Raw genomic sequence first — 15031 nt, 5'->3', positions numbered from 1 at the left:
CGCTTTGTAAACGGGTATGGTGGCCTCCCACTTTTGAGGTTCACGATGCAGGGTTGGCACACAACGTTTTTGGGGATGCGTGGGCTCCCCCGCGATATCAGCGACTTCGAGATGAAGGCATTTTTCACCTTCGATGGTGCCGAGCGCGACGCAATCAATGCACGCCGAGGTGATTCCCACAAGCTTGGTCTGGCGCTCCATATTGGTTTCCTGCGCATGAGTGGGCGTTTGCTCGGTGCCTTTCGGGTAATTCCAGTAGCCTTGTGGCGCCACCTTGGCAACGAGCTTGGCATTGCAGCACCAGAAGTCGCCTCGCTGAGAGCCATGTATGAACGCGGGCGCACGCTATTCGATCACCAACAAGTAGCCTGCACGGTCCTTGGATTCCAGTGGATGAGCGAGCACCAGCGCCGCTCACTGGTACGTGAACTGCGCGACGAAGTGGCGCGCTGCGCCGACCGCGATCAGCTACTCGTGCGGGCGCGTCAATGGCTGTACAAGAACAAGCTGGTGATCGTGCACGAGCGGGCAATTCGGACACTGATTGCTGCGGCACTTGCCCAGCTTGAAGTTGAAACAGGCACCGCCATCGCCGCCAGCGTTGATCCAGCAACACTTGATCGCTGGCGAGCCTCAGTTTCAGAGCTGCGCCCAGATGGACAAACCCAGCAGAGTTGGCTATGGGCTGCACCGGCGAAACACTCAACCCGCCAAATCAGCGAGGTACTGGAGCGCATCGACCTGCTTTACACGCTGGACGTTCATAAGCACCTGGCAGACATCCCCGATCTCATCTTGCGCCGCTACGCGCGCCGACTTGTCTCCAGGCCGCCCTCAGCCGGAGCCAAGATCAAAGAGCCAGCGCGCACCGTGGAGGTCGCATGCTTTCTTCGGTATTGCCTGTTCACCACCACAGACCAGTTGATCCTTATGGTGCAGCGCCGGATCGCCGATCTGTGGCGTCAGGCTGCCGCCGATGTCCCCGCTACCGTCAATTGGGCCGCAATGTACAAAACGCTGCTCGGCGAACTTGTTGCCTTGAGCGCGCAAGGTGCGGTGCCAGATGCTGAGTTGCGTGCCCGTCTTGAAGCCTTGATCACCGAAACCCAGAAACGCAAACCACCGAGCAGGGCCTCCCTGGTCCGCGAGGGATTGATTGATGGAATTCGCCCCGTGCGGTCGTTGCTCGTCGCCATTGCAAAGCTGCCCTGGCAGGCCACCGGCGAGCATCCTGCCATCGAGTACCTTGCCAAGCTGCAAGCTTTATATCTCAAAGGATCCAGAAAGCTGCCAGTTGAAGTGGTGGCACCAAGTCTGGGAATGATCTGGCAGGTTTCGATCTCCAGCCCAGACCGGGAACGGGCGTTTCAGGCGTTGGAGGTGGCCACCCTGTTTGCCCTGCGCCGCGCGGTGCGCAATGGCTCGGTCTGGATTGAGCACAGCCTGAGCTTTCGGGGTCGTGCGCGCTTGTTCTTCACGGACGAGCGTTGGCAGGCAGAGTCCAAGAAACACTATGCCCGTCTATCGTTACCCAGCAAGGCTGCCACTTTCTTGAAGCCTTTGCTGGCCAGAGTAACTGCCGGTGTCGATGCGGTGGCCGCTGCAGCCCGCAGTGGCGTACTGCGCGTGGATGATGAACTCCATTTGTCGCCATTGCCCGCAGAGGACGAAGACCCAGAAGTGACCAAGCTGCGCGCGGCTTTGGATCACCGCATCGGTGAGGTTCAATTGCCGGAAGTGATTCTGGCCGTTGACGCCCAGGTGCGCTTTAGCTGGATCATGCTCGGACGTGAGCCGCGCTCTACCGACGAGCTGCTGATGGTCTATGCCGGCATCATGGCCCACGGCACCAGTCTGACTGCGGTCGAATGCGCGCGCATGATTCCGCAATTGTCTGCCACCAGCATTCGCCAGGCCATGCGCTGGGCGCGGGACGAACGGCGTCTGAGCCAGGCCTGCCAGGCTGTGCTGGAATTCATGCAGCGACACCCGATTGCCGCCACCTGGGGGCGGTCCGATTTGGCATCTTCTGACATGATGAGCATGGAGACCACCAAACGGGTGTGGCAAGCCCGGCTTGATCCTCGGCGCAACACACCTTCCATTGGAATCTACTCCCATGTAAAAGACCGGTGGGGCATCTTCCATGCGCAGCCCTTTGTGCTCAATGAGCGCCAGGCGGGCGTGGCCATTGAAGGTGTCATCCGCCAAGAAAAGCTGGAGACCAGCCAGCTTGCTGTGGATACCCATGGCTACACCGACTTTGCCATGTCACATGCCCGTTTGCTTGGTTTTGATCTTTGCCCGCGGTTGAAGGAACTCAAACAGCGCCACCTCTTTGTGCCACGCGGCACCAAAGTGCCCGCAGAAATCGCTGCGGTGTGCGAAGCCAATGTCGACGTCGCTTTGATCGAAAAGCATTGGGATAGTCTGGTGCACCTGGCAGCCTCGGTCATGAGCGGACATGCCAGTGCGGTGGCAGCTCTTGCGCGGTTCGGTTCTGCCGCCCAGGGCGATCCAATCTATGAGGCTGGCGTGCAATTGGGGCGGTTGCTGCGTACGGCGTTTTTGGCTGACTACTTTGTCAAGGACGCTTTCAGGAACGAGTTGCGCCGGGTGCTCAATCGGGGCGAGGCTGTTAACGCCCTCAAGCGCGCCATTTATACCGGCCGGATCAGCCCGGCGCAGGCCAAACGTGTCGATGAAATGCAGGCTGTGGCCGATGCGTTGAGCCTGATGGCCAACATCGTGATGGCGTGGAATACCTCACAGATGCAGGCGGTCCTGGATCGCTGGTCGAACCGCCGCCAGGTCATTCCACCGGAACTGATCGGGAAGATTGCGCCCACCAGGCTGGAGAGCATCAACTTGCGGGGTGTGTTTCGCTTCCCGGTTGACCGCTATGCTGACCAAATCCTGCCTTCGCGGCCAAATGCATCGATAACTGGCACCAATGGATGAAACCGACCACGGTTTGACGCCACGAATCGCAGATTTGAAAGTGAACAGGAAAGTCAATGAAATCAACGATCTACCAACACCACCTCCGCGCCAGTGCTAGCTTTTCGTACCGTCACTTATTGCACTGAAAACGAGGAGACCCCTAGCAGCATGGCCTGAACCGACTCCAAAACGATCTTGGTCACTCCCTCTGCATCTGCTGCCAGCTCGGAAAGGTCGATCACGCCGGGCACGGCCAGCTTCGCACCCTTGGCCTGGATGGAGTTCACCAGGCGCTCGGTGTCATTTTCAGAAGACGACTGCACGGAATATCAGGAGTCGGCTGCACTGGTGGATTGCAGCGCGGTGTACAGGGCCGTCTTGCTCACCTTGAGCCGTGTAGCGGCCTCTCGGACATTAAGCCCGTTGGCGATGTGCTCCCGCGCTCGCTGCAACTTGTCGGCGGTGACAACCGGCTTTCGCCCGCCCTTCCTCCCACGAGCGGCGGCGGCAGTCAACCCGGCCTTGGTGCGCTCGCGGATCAAGTCGCGCTCGAACTGGCCCAGCGCGCCGAACACGTGGAAGATGAGCCGCCCGCCTGGCGTGGTGGTGTCGATGGCTTCCGTCAGAGAACGGAAGCCGACGCCTCGCGCTTCCAGCGCGCCTATCGTTTCGATTAGGTGCGGCATAGAGCGCCCGAGCCGATCCAGCCGCCAGACGGCCAGCACGTCGCCGTCGCGCAGGTAGGCCAGCGCATCAGCCAAGCCGGGGCGGTCGGCCTTGGCCCCGGACGCCGTGTCCTCGAAAACGCGCTCGCAGCCTGCCTTGCGTAGCGCATCCGTCTGCAAGGCGGTGTCCTGTTCCGCCGTCGATACCCGCGCATAGCCGATCAGTGCCATTTGCCGCCTCTCTTGTCCGTCATTCCGTCCGCCTATCTTAATGTCCGACAACCCGTTGTGCAATAACTTTGCTGGACAGTGTCCGGCATGGCCGACTAATGATCGTTTGACGGACATTGACGGTAAGGCATTTTTGCATTACTATGTGAAGCATCAACCTTGATTGCGAGGGCAAACCACCATGACCACATTGACCGTTACCGCACGGGGACAAGTGACGTTTCGGAAGGACGTACTGCAACACCTCGGCATCAGGCCAGGCGACAAGATCGAGCTGGACTTGTTGCCAGACGGTCGGGGCGTGCTCAAGGCGGCACGGCCCGCAGGGACGATAGCCAGCTTTGTCGGCCTGCTCGCGGGCAAGACGCAGAAGGTTGCCACCATCGAAGAAATCAACGAGGCGGCGGCGCAAGGCTGGGCAGGTAAGCAATGAAGGTCGCAGTCGATACCAACGTCCTTGTGCGTGCGGTTGTGCGTGACGATCCCGCACAAGCGGACGTTGCCGCCGCAGTCTTGACCGACGCCGAGTTGATCGCGGTCGCGCTGCCGTGCCTATGCGAATTTGTTTGGGTGCTGCTGCGTGTCTACGGCTTCCAGCAAGCCGACGCGGCCAGCGCGATCCGGGCACTACTGGCCGCCGCGAATGTGGAAGTGAACCGGCCTGCCGTGGAGGCTGGCTTGCTGGTGCTCGACGCGGGCGGAGACTTTGCCGATGGCGTCATTGCCTACGAAGGCAACTGGCTTGGCGGGGAAACCTTCGTTTCCTTCGATAAGAAGGCGGTGGCACTTCTCACGGCGCAAGGGCAATCAACGCGCCTTTTGTGACGGACATGAGCATGAACGAATTCCGCCGACTGGCCGCGAAGATCGACCAACACATGCAGCAGCTTGCCGCCCAGGGTGTCAGCGAGGCCCATGCCATCATCAATCGCATGATGGGGTACGGGCCTGACCTGCACAGGATTTGGGTCGGCACATCCGATCAGCAGCTCATGGCGCTGTCCCGCGAGTTCCCAGGGTTCTACCGCTACGCCCGCATCATGGAAGAGGCATCCGAAGCCGAGCGCCGCAAGGCTTCGCGGCCCTATGACGGCATGGCCGAGTTCTCCGAACAGCACAAGCAAATGGGCGCGCAACTGCTGACCACGGCGGCCACGCTTGAGCGTGGCTACCAGGCGTTTCGTGCGAGCGGCAGTCTCCAAGACTTCCGGCCTCAGCTCGACGAGCTGGGCCGCCTGCATCGGCAATGGCTGTCCGACCTGGAAGCCTTCAAAGACTCGCTGCGCACGCAGGGCGCAGAACCCAAGGTGCTGGAATACGTGAACGAGGCTTTCGGCCGCCTGGCCGAGCGCATCAAGCAGCTTGCCGGTTGATCGCCGGAATTTTCGGCGGTTCCGGCTTTGTCGCGCCGTGCACAAGAGTTCTGAGCAATTCCGATCTCTCGCGGCGCTTCGTGCATAGAACTTCTGACCGTTCCCGGTCAGAAGTTCTATGCACACACGGCGGCCAGCCCAGTGAACTGGTGCAGTCGCCTTCTGAAAACGACAGGTGCAGAGGACCGTTGAAGGCCTGTCGAAAAACAAATGTTTTCCGACAGGCCTTGGCCTAGCGCACGCCCGCCTTGCAGCGTTCTGTGAATAGCGCTTAGTAATGACGGCGTATATACTTTGTTAGTATCAAGTGGCAGGAGGCCCCGATCATGTCAAAACAAGCCGTTTTCACGATGAAGCTGGAGCCTGAGTTGCGCGCCGAGTTTATGGCCGAAGCCGAGGCGGCCCATCGCCCGGCGTCGCAAGTGCTGCGCGAGCTGATGCGCGAGTTCGTTCAGCGCCAGCGCGAGTCGCGCGAGTACGACGAGTTCCTGCGCCGCAAGGTCGAAGCCGGCCGGGCTTCGATGCGCGCTGGATTGGGGCGGTCGAACGATGAAGTTGAGGCCGAATTCGCCGCACGGCGTGCCAGTGTGGCGAGCCAGGCGTGAGGGTTGTTTGGACGCCCGAAGCGCAGCAAGACCGTGCCGATGTGTGGGACTACATCGCAGCCGACAATCCGCGCGCGGCGGCCCGGATGGATGAGATTTTCAGCGACGCGGCCGCCCGCTTGATCCAGCACCCCATGCTGGGCAAGCCGGGAAAGATTCCCGGGACCCGCGAGTTGATCCCGCACGAAAGCTATCGCCTGGTGTATCAGATCGACGGCGAAACGGTGTGGATACTGACGCTGGTTCATACTGCCCGCCTGTGGCCGCCTGTGCGCGATTAAGAGATGATCATGGCAACAATGAAACGGCGCGTTGACAGACTGCTTTCGAGCCAGACCGCGGTCGGCGGCAGGCGGCCAGTTGCGGACGGTCAAGCATCTTCCCGGTAGCGGACGTTCAATAGTGTCTCTGACCTGCTTCGCTCCCTCTATGAAGGGAGGTCGCTGGCCCATCCGCGCACTCACAGCCTGCCAGTAGGCGCAAATTGGCAGCGCTCCGTCCGGCAGCGCACAGACTGCGGCCGTACGTCCGCGTAGGTTCGCTTCAGCAGTTTCGATTCGAAAGTTCAATGTGATTGCTGCGGGCGGTCGTCGCAGTTGCGCGGAGGCGATGATGCACAATCACGGGATCGGCAGATAGGTTCTTCGAAGCTGCAAGAGTTAAAACATTCACACATGAAAGATTGAAATGGATACACGATTATTTGCTTTCGTCGGCGCAGACATTGGCCCTTGGCGGATTGTCAGGGCCGAAACGAGAGTTGGCGAGCCCCTGCCTGAAGCCAAAAGGCTCAACGTCGTATCCGCTTCAGAGTTGCAGTCTGAAACCAATGCACCCTGGATACTTCGTGGAATAACCAGCAATGAACGATATGTCATGCGCGCAGAGAAGAATGAAATTGTAGCGAAGCAGCAAGGTCTGGCGCGCCCAGAAGCAACGTGCGGTGCGCTAATACCGATCCGGAAGAACGCAGCTTGGTGGGAGCTCACGCAAGACGAACGCCGGAGCGTTTTCGAACAGTCGAAGCACGTCCAAATCGGGCTTCAGTATTTGCCTGCAGTAGCGCGCAAGCTCCACCACTGCCGCGACCTCTCAGAGAATGAACCGTTCGATTTTCTGAATTGGTTCGAATACGCGCCAATTCATGAGGTTGAGTTCAACAGGCTGCTTTCCGAACTGCGTGCGTCAGAGGAATGGAAATACGTCGACCGAGAAGTCGATATTCGTCTTACGCAAGCACAGGTCTAACCCGCCGATGAACACGGACCCCCAACAGCGGCGCGTTGCGCCGCCGTTTCGGGCCGGTTATCGGCAACGTAGAACTCTCGGATACAGTTGTTCTGTAATAACTTCTCAAGCCAAATTGATTTTTGGAGTGGATATGGAAATGGAATCAAGAATATTTTCGGTAACAGAATATATTCGTCCGTCTGACGGCGAACCAATTCGTTCAGTGGTTCTGGAAACCAAGGACTCAGCAGTTGTTGTTTGGCATGCCCATCCTGGGCAAGAAATAACCGCTCATGTTCACCCGGACGGCCAAGATACTTGGACGGTTATCTCTGGAGAGGCTGAGTATTACCAAGGAGGCGGCAAAGTCGCTCATCTAAAGGCTGGAGATATTGCCATAGCAAAACCTGGCCAAGTGCATGGCGCTCTAAATACTAGTCCAGTGCCGTTTGTATTTGTCTCAGTGGTTGCATCTGGCAACGCGGGTTTTGCGTTGGCTGAAAAATAGTCTTTCTCAAATGTGTGCCCCAGAGAGTTCTAACCCATCCATCAACACGGACGCTGCGCGATGAAGCCGCGCCGCGCCGGCTAACTCCACGTTGAGCGTCAGCTTTCCATATGTCTGGGGGTCTGCAACGGGTCGGGTGCCGTCGCGTGCGCAGTGTCAAAGCTGACATGACTAATACATGAGATGGGCTGATGCTCGCCGTCCGGTCAGGCAGCTGCCCCCCTGCAGGACTCACAGCAGTTGTATGCCACCCGTCATCCGAGACGTCAGTCGGCCTCATCCAGACCGGAACAATCTGGACGTGACGTCCGGCTGGCATTGCCGTGATCGAAATGGCGGCTAGTGACACGACTGTTGGGTCTACCCCATCGACCGGGCGCGGGACAAGCCACGTTGATCGGCTGACGGAATTTTCGGCGGTTCCGGCTTAGAACCCCAACCAAGTCATAAATGGAGTCAAAACGGGGCATTTGGCGAGCTGAAAGCTGGTTTGGGCTCACTTTCAAAACTGTTTTAAGGGGGTGACAAAATGCATCATTTATTGCCGAATGCGTTTATCCGTACAGCCTCAGCAGCTAAGATGGGGATTCACTGGGAAGGGCTTGGAGCAGCCTCGATAACCGAATGCGTTCAACATGACCGAAGAAAAAAAATCAAAAGGTCGCAGGCAGGCAGTCAGCGAACCCGTATGGCTGACCCAGCCAATAATCGGACTCAACGAACTCGCGGCCATGTGGCCCACCGGCAAAAAAGGCCTGTGCCGTCAAGCCGAAATCCCCCTTCGCACCTTCAACGCCTGGCTGAAATTCACCGGCCCGATTACCTCCGAGCAGCTGGAGAGCCTGCGCGAGGCGATCCACCTGAGCGATGGAGAAATTGAGCGGGCCCGCCCCACCGGGGGATGCTTGCTTGTGGCGAATACCGCCAAGAACGTCATCCAGCTCTACGAAGCGATTACCAATGAAAATGAGCTGCTGGCTTGCTTCGAGGCCGTCAGCACCTCCTCCCAGTTCGGTGGCTACCGGGTACTGATATTCGCCATCATGGGCTATAGCCCGACCGTCATCCTCTTTCCGCGTGGCGGGCCTGCTGAGGCCGCTCTCAACCGTAACGACTTGCCGGGGTTTCAGGGCCCCGTGCCCGTTCCATCGGGATTTGCCAGGTTCATTGACGGGCTCATCGAAGACATGCTGGAGCACGACGAGCACGGGCATGCAGGCTGCGACATGTTCAAGGACTACTTCTCCTGGTTCCTGACCCTCAAACATGGAGCCCCAGAGCCCGAAGAGGACGAGGAAGACCGCAATCAAGAGGACGACGACATCCCCCCTCACCTCAGGATCGCAATTGACATCCTTGCCACCAGCTACTCTGAAGATCCCAACGTGCGCGAGCACTCGCGCGGCCTGATGCCATCATGCAACCCCAGCGACAAAGACCTGGGGGCTCTGCTGCGCACCACCTTTGCCAATGGGTTCCTCGCGGGGCTGCGCCTGAGCCGAGAATGACTGCCGGGAGTGCTTGAGCCTCTCCTCCCCTCCGAGTGCCCTCCTCGCTTCACCCAGAGCAGCACAAGTGCTTCAGTCGAACGCGAAACACTAAGTCACAAATGGTAGGCTCGGGTTCATAACCTGAAGGAGGCTCAATTGGCACTGGTGAAACTGAACTGCGTAAACTGCTCCGCGCCGCTGGAAATTGGCGATGACCTTGAGCGCTTTGCGTGCGCTTATTGCGGGACAACACAAATAGTCGAGCATGCAGGCGGTGTCGTCGCGCTTCGCAGGGTTGAAAGCGCCATTCAAGCCGTTCAAAAGGGAACTGAAAAGACGGCTGCCGAACTGGCCCTGCCCCGCCTCGAAAAAGAGCTGGCAGCAGCACAGGAATCCCTCAATCAGGCAACAGCCAGGCTGCAAGAGAAAATTGAACGAGCCCGCAGTGGACGCCGACTATTGACCGCAATTCTCGCCACGGTAATTTTTATGGCGGGAATGATGACAGTTGGAATTGCAGCAAGTGCCTCTGAAACCATGTCATACATCCACATGGCGGTGTGGATGACTGCGCTCTTCGTCATTCCCACCTTTGTTTACCGAAAAATCAAGCTTCCACAGTCAAGCAGATCGGAAGTCGAGAGCGCTGAGGCCAAAATCGCCAAGATACGAGGGCAATTAGCCGCTGCAAGGGCGGTGGTGGAAAGCGTTCATTAAGTTCGCCGTTACGTCTTTATCGATGCCAATAAATTCGATATGAAAAAATACCTATGGATTGGCTTGTATGCGGGTGCGTTTGCATTTATTAGCATTCAAAGCAAAGCCCCCTTGGCTGAAAATTTTGGTTTTTGGCTATTTGGCGTAGCAGCCAGCATTCTTGTCTCTTTTTTAATCTTTGGGGCAGTAAAGCTGATTAGCAAAAAACCACTCGATCTTGGACTGATACTCAGCGTAGGCGCATGCATCATGTTGGCAGCGATGTTCCTGCAATTGGGGCTTGCCAGATACATCTCCTCCCAGAAACAGAGCTCTGCCCCCCCAAGTGACGCCCCACGCGCCGTGCCGTCAGTCTATGTGGAGATTCCTGCTGTAGTTCTCGACTACACCGATCAAAACCGCAAAGAATGGCAGTTACGTGTCGGCTTCACAATCGAATTAAAAGACAAAAGTCAGTTTGATGCAGTTTACGCCTTGCGCACCTCGATATCACAAGAAGTGGAAAGAATCGCTAAAAATTACGACATAGATTACCTTAAAACACCTACAGGTAAAGCAGAATTAAGTAGTGATGTATTAACTGCAGCAAATAAGGCAACGGGTATTGAAGCCAGTCGGGCGCTTATAACGAGTTTTAACTACATTTCCAATTGAAAATTAAATAATCTCAAGATGCCACCCAATAGATGAGCAGCATGAAAAATACCATCGTGCTCCTGGCACTCGCCCTCTCACTGACCCACGCACACTCGCAGCAGACCGTTCCCAACCTTGGAGAAAAAGTTTGCCCCCTGTGGACTGCGGTCGTTGACCGCGCAAAAACCGATGAGTCAGTGAAAGATCAGCTGTTGATGATGGACTGGTGGGCGATGGGCTACCTCAAGGGCATGGCCACCAGCTATGCACATTTCAACAAAATTGAGAATCCACTGCTGAAAATGCGCGGGGTAAACGAATCGACCGACTGGATGAGAGCCTACTGCCGGGTCAATTCCAACAAAGCGATCTCTGACGCGGCGATTGCGTTCATTGCCGAACTGGAATCCCGCCCCAGCCGCTAGGTGTAGAGACCCTCTATCCCCAGAGACCACTTCCGACACTCCGCAGACCTATCTCGCGGTCGGGGCGTCGTGCATCCAACAGTCCGAGTCGAGCGTGGGGGCCTTGGGTTGCACTTCCTTCTCGGCAGCAATGCGCCCCTCTGCCATCGCGGCCCGCAGAGTCAAATCCAGCGCCTTCGTGTCCTCTGCATCCGTGTGGCGCTTCTCCCGTATCTCAGCGTCCGACGCCAGCAACCGGTCGAACGCTTCCAGCACAACAATCGGAGGTTTGTGTTGGCGACAATCCGGGTCGCTGGAGAGCAAAGACCGAGACATCGAGTCAAAAGCGCGCTGCAGCCTCCTCGATGGAGCCACCCCCCGTGCGATGTACGCCTTCCAGCCCACGCGAAACCTATCCAGCTCCTCAGGGGTGAGGGACGATCCCTGCGCCCCCAGCCAAGATTGAATCACCACTCAGTCAGCCTGCACCGCCACGGCCGCATTAGGCTTGCTGGCCATGTCTGCCAAGGTCTTGACGTAGAACACCCCGGCGTCCACGAACGCGCAGGCTTCCTGGTTTGGATGTCGTTGGGGGTTGTGAGAACTGATCATGCAATGAATGGCTTGATGGCGCTGGCACCCCTGTGGGGCTTGCGCACATGGCCCACGACCCCGGCTACATCCTGACTGCTCACGGTTGAGGTCTCGGTCATTGGGGCTCCTTTGCAGCAGCAACTGGCAAGCGCACGTAGCGAAGCATGTCAGCAATCACAATCGAGCGGATGGAGCGCAGCAGATGGCACTGTGCGCCGACAGTCTGTGGGGAGGGATTGCCGTTGGGAGATCCGGGGGCGCGCATGCTGGCTTCGAGCTCCTTGGCAATGCCTTCTGCGGTCTCTGCCAGCCTGCCCACCATCTTGGTGACCTCGCGCGCTGCAGTGACTTTGTTGAGCCCCAGCTCGATGCCGGTATCGATGAGCTTTTCGTAGGTCACCTCATCGAAGTGGGTCGCGCCAGCAACGGGCGCTGCGAGCTTTTCATGGGGCCACACCGCATCACCATCGGCGTAAACCCGTGTGTGATAGACCGCTGTGCACAGGAGGTCGTAGAACGGTGCCACGCGCTTCCCCTCCTGGTCCACCAGGAACGAAATGTTCTTCAGGTGCGAGTCCGAGTTTCCAACCAGAGTGTTGAAGAGGATCCAGCGGTACACCGCCATGCGCGCTACCGCCCTGTTGCGGCACTGGCCGATGAGATCCTTGAGCTTGGGTAGGCTCGCACTGGTGTACTTGTTGTAGGCGGGCTCATTGAGCATCTGGATGCCGTCCAGGGCATGCACGCGGGCGGGTTCATCGGGGCCGGGGGTGCGGTCGAATCGCGAAATGATGAATACTGGCTCCGGCACATACAGGTGGTAGACCTTCGGCACGTCGAGCCCCAGGCGTGCAGCCAGCATCATGGTGAACGTCTCGTTGATCACCGAGTGTGGATAGCCCTCTGCCGTTGAGTTTGGCTTGAGAATGTGGGTAGACGGGGTGCCCTTCAGGGGCTCGCTCAGATCCTTGCGCTTGGCGTCATAGACCACCACCATCTTGTGCTGAGCCCCCGCCAGAGACATGCGCTTAGGCGCATCCTTGTTCAAGGAAGCCCTGGGCAGATTGCGAATGCGCTGAGAGAGGTCGTTCCAGGTGAGCGGCTGCATTCCTTTTTCAGGCTGCGGTGCGCCTTCGGCCTGCAGCACCAGAGCCCCAGCCGACTCCATGCCCATGCGCTCCAGCATGCCGAAGGCATCGGTGGACTCCACCTCCACCTCTTTGGCCAGCACCTGGCGCATCAGCTCCTCGGGCAGCAGGTTGTCAAAGAACCACTGCACGGGGCGCACCGATGAGCCGTCTACCTGCCAATTGGTCGCCAGAGGAAGGGATGGGGCCAGGGGAAAGGCGCCGGGGCTATCCAGCCAAGTCGCCGCGTACTGGAACGACCAGATGTTGTCCTCATCTCGCAGCGTGCCCACCAGGGCGCCATTGATGAGGACTTGGAGCGTGCGCATGGTTATTCACCCTCCTTTTTGTAAGTCCGGGTGTGAATCGAGCCGACCTTGGGCAAATGGGCATTGATGGCCGACTCCACCGCATCTGCATGCGACTCGGGCACCTCCAGAACCATGCGGATGCCCAGCTCTTCGAGTACAGTGAGGACACGGCCGAACTGAACGGTGTCTTTGCCCTTCTCCAGATCGCGCAGGAACACATGGCTGACACCAGAAATGTCGTCCTGACGGAGACCGCTGGCCTTGCGCATAGCGCGGATGGCCACCCCAACGCTTTCGACTGACCTCACCCACATGCGCATGGCTGGCTCCAAAAACTCAATGATCGTTTAGATTTTAGCGATTTTGGGCGATCAGGCAAGAGAATCTAATAGAGCGTTTAGATTCTCAAGGAAATGGGTCTTGCCAGCATTGAAACTAAGCGAGCGCTTCATTTCTGGGGCGCTCAACGTATCTGCGCCGAATAGGGATGCCGGGCTGTGGTGCTCAAACGACGGCACAGGAGCATGTCTATGCCATCGAGTAGAATTCACTATGGTGCCCACAAGCGCGCCATCTCAACCGCCGACTTTGGAGGTTGCCAAGGACACTTGCTCCAGCTGAAATTTCCGCTCCGCTTGGAGTGGTGTTTTTGCACGGAAGAAAAATTATGTCCGCATCACGCGATAGCCTCGAATTCGGTTACGACGAGTTTTACGACGCTTACCTTGGCGTTTCGCACAATCGAGCGCTGATGGGCTTATCCAAAGCCCCCCTCATCCATCCGTCCGATTTCGCTGCGAAGAATCCGCAGCACGTCTGCCTGGCAGCATTGCATGGGCACATGCTCTACCCGTCAGACGAACGCACGCTCAAGGAGCGCGTCAAGGACGATGGCCCGTACGCGAAAACGCTTCGCGCTCGCATGAACATGTTTGCCGAGATGGTCACGGAATTTAATGCCCGTCAGCAGCGGCTTGGGAAGTGGTTTGGCGGCGTGATAACAATTCAGATTGACGACGAGCCCTTCACCAAGGAAGGATTCGAACAAGTTGGATTGGGCGGAACACCGATTGCTGAGGCCGCCTTGGTGTACGAGGAAGATCGCAAGTTTTTTTCGCTGGGACACTCGGGGCGCTTGAACCATTTTGCCCGTCACTTAGGCTTCCCGAATGTGCAGGCGCTCACCGCGTTCATGGGGCGCTTGGACGATGAAGCTTCAGCGATGGGATTTCCATCGTACGCGGCCATGTGTGTCGCCACCCGGTACATCGATCACCTGCTCGATGTCTACGAGGCTCAGTCGAGTGCCCATTCCGCATTGGAGGATCTTCGTTCAAAGCGGGAGTTTCTGAAGCGTGAATCCGTTTTCACCATCGAGCGTTTCATTGCTTGTCGTTTGACCGAGGAAGGAAAAACCTTCCACATTGACATCGGTGAGAAAGGGGTCTTGATCGCCCTTTATGAGGGTCCGCTCAGGGGTAAAGTTGGGATTGTCACTTCGCAATTCCTCTCCGACAAAAGCCCGCACTACCACAGCGCATGGTTCGCTTGAGCCGAGGGACGACCATGAGCTACAAAAAATTCCGTTCGTACTCTGGCTGCACAACCTGCCGTGGTCATGGAACCGATGTGACCGTAACCTGTCCAAATTGCGCAGGCACTGGATACGATCCACACGAAGACAATCCCTTCGCGCAGTGCCACCAGTGCTATGGCGAAGGCGAAACCACATTAGAAGTCTGCCCGGACTGTGGGGGCTCCGGCGAAGCTCAAGATCCTGAGGACGAATGATCGGGTTGCAGGGGTGAACCGCGAAAGGCCTGCGGCAACAGCAGGCCTTTATCTGTACAGGCTTGAATACACTTGCGAATGCCGTGACCATTGAACACGACTATTTCCGGCCCAGAGAAGCCCCTGCCAGCCTGCTCTACGACGCCTTCCAGGAAGAGGCCAAGCACCGCAAGGGTCGTGATGTGGATGAGTGGATTCGGCTGGAGCTGGAGGCCGTTCACCGAGCGGCCGTCACCTATGCGGAACAGCATGGCCTGCATGCGCCGACCATGGAGCAAGTCGCAGCAGCGGAGCGTTACGCACGGGGCTCTGCGGACTATGGATCCAAGTGGGCTCTTGTGCTCTCACAGAAGATGAGCGCCATCAACAACACTGAGCGCTAAGTCTCTCCCACTGGCGTGCTTTC

The 15031-nt window shown here is 57.8% G+C and carries 19 protein-coding genes and 1 pseudogene; 14 read left to right on the top strand and 6 right to left on the bottom strand.

Annotated features, from left to right (window positions below; translation table 11 throughout):
* Positions 1 to 45: 45 nt before the first annotated feature.
* Complete coding sequence (locus PQV96_RS21835) at positions 46 to 2961, top strand: Tn3-like element IS1071 family transposase (protein WP_003049965.1); 2916 nt, start codon at positions 46 to 48, stop codon at positions 2959 to 2961.
* Positions 2962 to 3107: 146 nt separating this feature from the next.
* On the opposite strand, the pseudogene PQV96_RS21830 reads toward PQV96_RS21835, so the two are convergent.
* Both PQV96_RS21830 and PQV96_RS21825 read right to left on the bottom strand, forming a co-directional pair.
* A pseudogene (locus PQV96_RS21830) lies at positions 3108 to 3245 on the bottom strand (recombinase family protein); the annotation flags it as partial.
* A 27-nt stretch (positions 3246 to 3272) separates the two neighbouring features.
* Positions 3273 to 3839 carry a recombinase family protein gene (locus PQV96_RS21825; RefSeq protein WP_003159185.1) on the bottom strand — a complete coding sequence of 189 codons (567 nt, stop codon included), beginning with the start codon at positions 3837 to 3839 and terminating at the stop codon, positions 3273 to 3275.
* Positions 3840 to 4020: 181 nt separating this feature from the next.
* Here PQV96_RS21825 and PQV96_RS21820 point away from each other — a divergent pair, with 181 nt between their 5' ends.
* The 11 genes from PQV96_RS21820 (at position 4021) to PQV96_RS21770 (ending at position 10823) form a co-directional block, all read left to right on the top strand.
* A complete protein-coding gene (locus tag PQV96_RS21820; protein WP_003108276.1) occupies positions 4021 to 4272 on the top strand; it encodes an AbrB/MazE/SpoVT family DNA-binding domain-containing protein in 252 nt (83 codons plus the stop codon).
* Positions 4269 to 4664 carry a type II toxin-antitoxin system VapC family toxin gene (locus PQV96_RS21815; protein WP_003159186.1) on the top strand — a complete coding sequence of 132 codons (396 nt, stop codon included), beginning with the start codon at positions 4269 to 4271 and terminating at the stop codon, positions 4662 to 4664. The genes PQV96_RS21820 and PQV96_RS21815 overlap by 4 nt, the downstream gene beginning before the upstream one ends.
* 11 nt (positions 4665 to 4675) lie before the next feature.
* Positions 4676 to 5212 carry a hypothetical protein gene (locus PQV96_RS21810; RefSeq protein WP_003159187.1) on the top strand — a complete coding sequence of 179 codons (537 nt, stop codon included), beginning with the start codon at positions 4676 to 4678 and terminating at the stop codon, positions 5210 to 5212.
* Positions 5213 to 5538: 326 nt separating this feature from the next.
* Positions 5539 to 5817, top strand: a complete 279-nt coding sequence (locus tag PQV96_RS21805; RefSeq protein WP_011342941.1) for a hypothetical protein — start codon at positions 5539 to 5541, stop codon at positions 5815 to 5817.
* Complete coding sequence (locus PQV96_RS21800; protein WP_011342942.1) at positions 5814 to 6098, top strand: type II toxin-antitoxin system RelE/ParE family toxin; 285 nt, start codon at positions 5814 to 5816, stop codon at positions 6096 to 6098. Before PQV96_RS21805 ends, PQV96_RS21800 begins: the two co-directional genes overlap by 4 nt.
* Before the next feature lie 406 nt (positions 6099 to 6504).
* Complete coding sequence (locus PQV96_RS21795) at positions 6505 to 7065, top strand: chlorite dismutase family protein (protein WP_011514928.1); 561 nt, start codon at positions 6505 to 6507, stop codon at positions 7063 to 7065.
* A 133-nt stretch (positions 7066 to 7198) separates the two neighbouring features.
* The gene (locus tag PQV96_RS21790; RefSeq protein ID WP_012435589.1) at positions 7199 to 7555 is read left to right on the top strand and encodes a cupin domain-containing protein; all 357 of its coding nucleotides are present in this window, start codon (positions 7199 to 7201) and stop codon (positions 7553 to 7555) included.
* Positions 7556 to 8190: 635 nt separating this feature from the next.
* The gene (locus PQV96_RS21785) at positions 8191 to 9063 is read left to right on the top strand and encodes a hypothetical protein (protein WP_273625333.1); all 873 of its coding nucleotides are present in this window, start codon (positions 8191 to 8193) and stop codon (positions 9061 to 9063) included.
* Positions 9064 to 9201: 138 nt separating this feature from the next.
* On the top strand, positions 9202 to 9762 hold the full coding sequence (locus PQV96_RS21780) for a hypothetical protein (protein WP_273625332.1): 561 nt from the start codon (positions 9202 to 9204) through the stop codon (positions 9760 to 9762).
* 39 nt (positions 9763 to 9801) lie between these two features.
* A complete protein-coding gene (locus tag PQV96_RS21775; RefSeq protein WP_273625331.1) occupies positions 9802 to 10416 on the top strand; it encodes a flagellar basal body-associated FliL family protein in 615 nt (204 codons plus the stop codon).
* A gap of 41 nt (positions 10417 to 10457) precedes the next feature.
* Positions 10458 to 10823: a hypothetical protein gene (locus tag PQV96_RS21770; protein WP_273625330.1), complete on the top strand. Its 366-nt coding sequence runs from the start codon at positions 10458 to 10460 to the stop codon at positions 10821 to 10823.
* Positions 10824 to 10871: 48 nt separating this feature from the next.
* Here PQV96_RS21770 and PQV96_RS21765 read toward each other — a convergent pair whose 3' ends face one another.
* From PQV96_RS21765 to PQV96_RS21750, 4 genes are all read right to left on the bottom strand, one after another.
* Positions 10872 to 11276 carry a hypothetical protein gene (locus PQV96_RS21765; protein WP_273625329.1) on the bottom strand — a complete coding sequence of 135 codons (405 nt, stop codon included), beginning with the start codon at positions 11274 to 11276 and terminating at the stop codon, positions 10872 to 10874.
* Positions 11277 to 11414, bottom strand: coding sequence for a hypothetical protein (locus PQV96_RS21760; RefSeq protein ID WP_273625328.1), 138 nt, complete (start codon positions 11412 to 11414; stop codon positions 11277 to 11279).
* A 97-nt stretch (positions 11415 to 11511) separates the two neighbouring features.
* Positions 11512 to 12852 (bottom strand): HipA domain-containing protein, encoded by a 1341-nt coding sequence (locus tag PQV96_RS21755; RefSeq protein WP_273625327.1) that lies wholly within the window; start codon positions 12850 to 12852, stop codon positions 11512 to 11514.
* A gap of 2 nt (positions 12853 to 12854) precedes the next feature.
* Positions 12855 to 13154 (bottom strand): helix-turn-helix domain-containing protein, encoded by a 300-nt coding sequence (locus tag PQV96_RS21750; RefSeq protein ID WP_273625326.1) that lies wholly within the window; start codon positions 13152 to 13154, stop codon positions 12855 to 12857.
* A gap of 347 nt (positions 13155 to 13501) precedes the next feature.
* Here PQV96_RS21750 and PQV96_RS21745 point away from each other — a divergent pair, with 347 nt between their 5' ends.
* Together PQV96_RS21745 and PQV96_RS21735 are read left to right on the top strand one after the other, a co-directional pair.
* Positions 13502 to 14386: a hypothetical protein gene (locus tag PQV96_RS21745; protein WP_273625325.1), complete on the top strand. Its 885-nt coding sequence runs from the start codon at positions 13502 to 13504 to the stop codon at positions 14384 to 14386.
* Between the two features lie 322 nt (positions 14387 to 14708).
* Positions 14709 to 15008, top strand: a complete 300-nt coding sequence (locus PQV96_RS21735) for a hypothetical protein (protein WP_273625323.1) — start codon at positions 14709 to 14711, stop codon at positions 15006 to 15008.
* Positions 15009 to 15031: the final 23 nt, after the last annotated feature.

The organism is Acidovorax temperans (assembly GCF_028596105.1).
Lineage (GTDB): Bacteria > Pseudomonadota > Gammaproteobacteria > Burkholderiales > Burkholderiaceae_C > Acidovorax > Acidovorax temperans.
Note: the sequence above shows the minus strand (reverse complement) of the source record. Positions and strands in the feature narration are given on the sequence as shown.

Coding starts and splice junctions, on each gene's coding strand:
- PQV96_RS21835 (WP_003049965.1), top strand. CDS start 46: ATGCAGGGTTGGCACACAACGTTTTTGGGGATGCGTGGGCTCCCCCGC.
- PQV96_RS21825 (WP_003159185.1), bottom strand. CDS start 3,839: ATGGCACTGATCGGCTATGCGCGGGTATCGACGGCGGAACAGGACACC.
- PQV96_RS21820 (WP_003108276.1), top strand. CDS start 4,021: ATGACCACATTGACCGTTACCGCACGGGGACAAGTGACGTTTCGGAAG.
- PQV96_RS21815 (WP_003159186.1), top strand. CDS start 4,269: ATGAAGGTCGCAGTCGATACCAACGTCCTTGTGCGTGCGGTTGTGCGT.
- PQV96_RS21810 (WP_003159187.1), top strand. CDS start 4,676: ATGAACGAATTCCGCCGACTGGCCGCGAAGATCGACCAACACATGCAG.
- PQV96_RS21805 (WP_011342941.1), top strand. CDS start 5,539: ATGTCAAAACAAGCCGTTTTCACGATGAAGCTGGAGCCTGAGTTGCGC.
- PQV96_RS21795 (WP_011514928.1), top strand. CDS start 6,505: ATGGATACACGATTATTTGCTTTCGTCGGCGCAGACATTGGCCCTTGG.
- PQV96_RS21790 (WP_012435589.1), top strand. CDS start 7,199: ATGGAAATGGAATCAAGAATATTTTCGGTAACAGAATATATTCGTCCG.
- PQV96_RS21785 (WP_273625333.1), top strand. CDS start 8,191: ATGACCGAAGAAAAAAAATCAAAAGGTCGCAGGCAGGCAGTCAGCGAA.
- PQV96_RS21775 (WP_273625331.1), top strand. CDS start 9,802: ATGAAAAAATACCTATGGATTGGCTTGTATGCGGGTGCGTTTGCATTT.
- PQV96_RS21770 (WP_273625330.1), top strand. CDS start 10,458: ATGAAAAATACCATCGTGCTCCTGGCACTCGCCCTCTCACTGACCCAC.
- PQV96_RS21760 (WP_273625328.1), bottom strand. CDS start 11,414: ATGATCAGTTCTCACAACCCCCAACGACATCCAAACCAGGAAGCCTGC.
- PQV96_RS21755 (WP_273625327.1), bottom strand. CDS start 12,852: ATGCGCACGCTCCAAGTCCTCATCAATGGCGCCCTGGTGGGCACGCTG.
- PQV96_RS21750 (WP_273625326.1), bottom strand. CDS start 13,154: ATGCGCATGTGGGTGAGGTCAGTCGAAAGCGTTGGGGTGGCCATCCGC.
- PQV96_RS21745 (WP_273625325.1), top strand. CDS start 13,502: ATGTCCGCATCACGCGATAGCCTCGAATTCGGTTACGACGAGTTTTAC.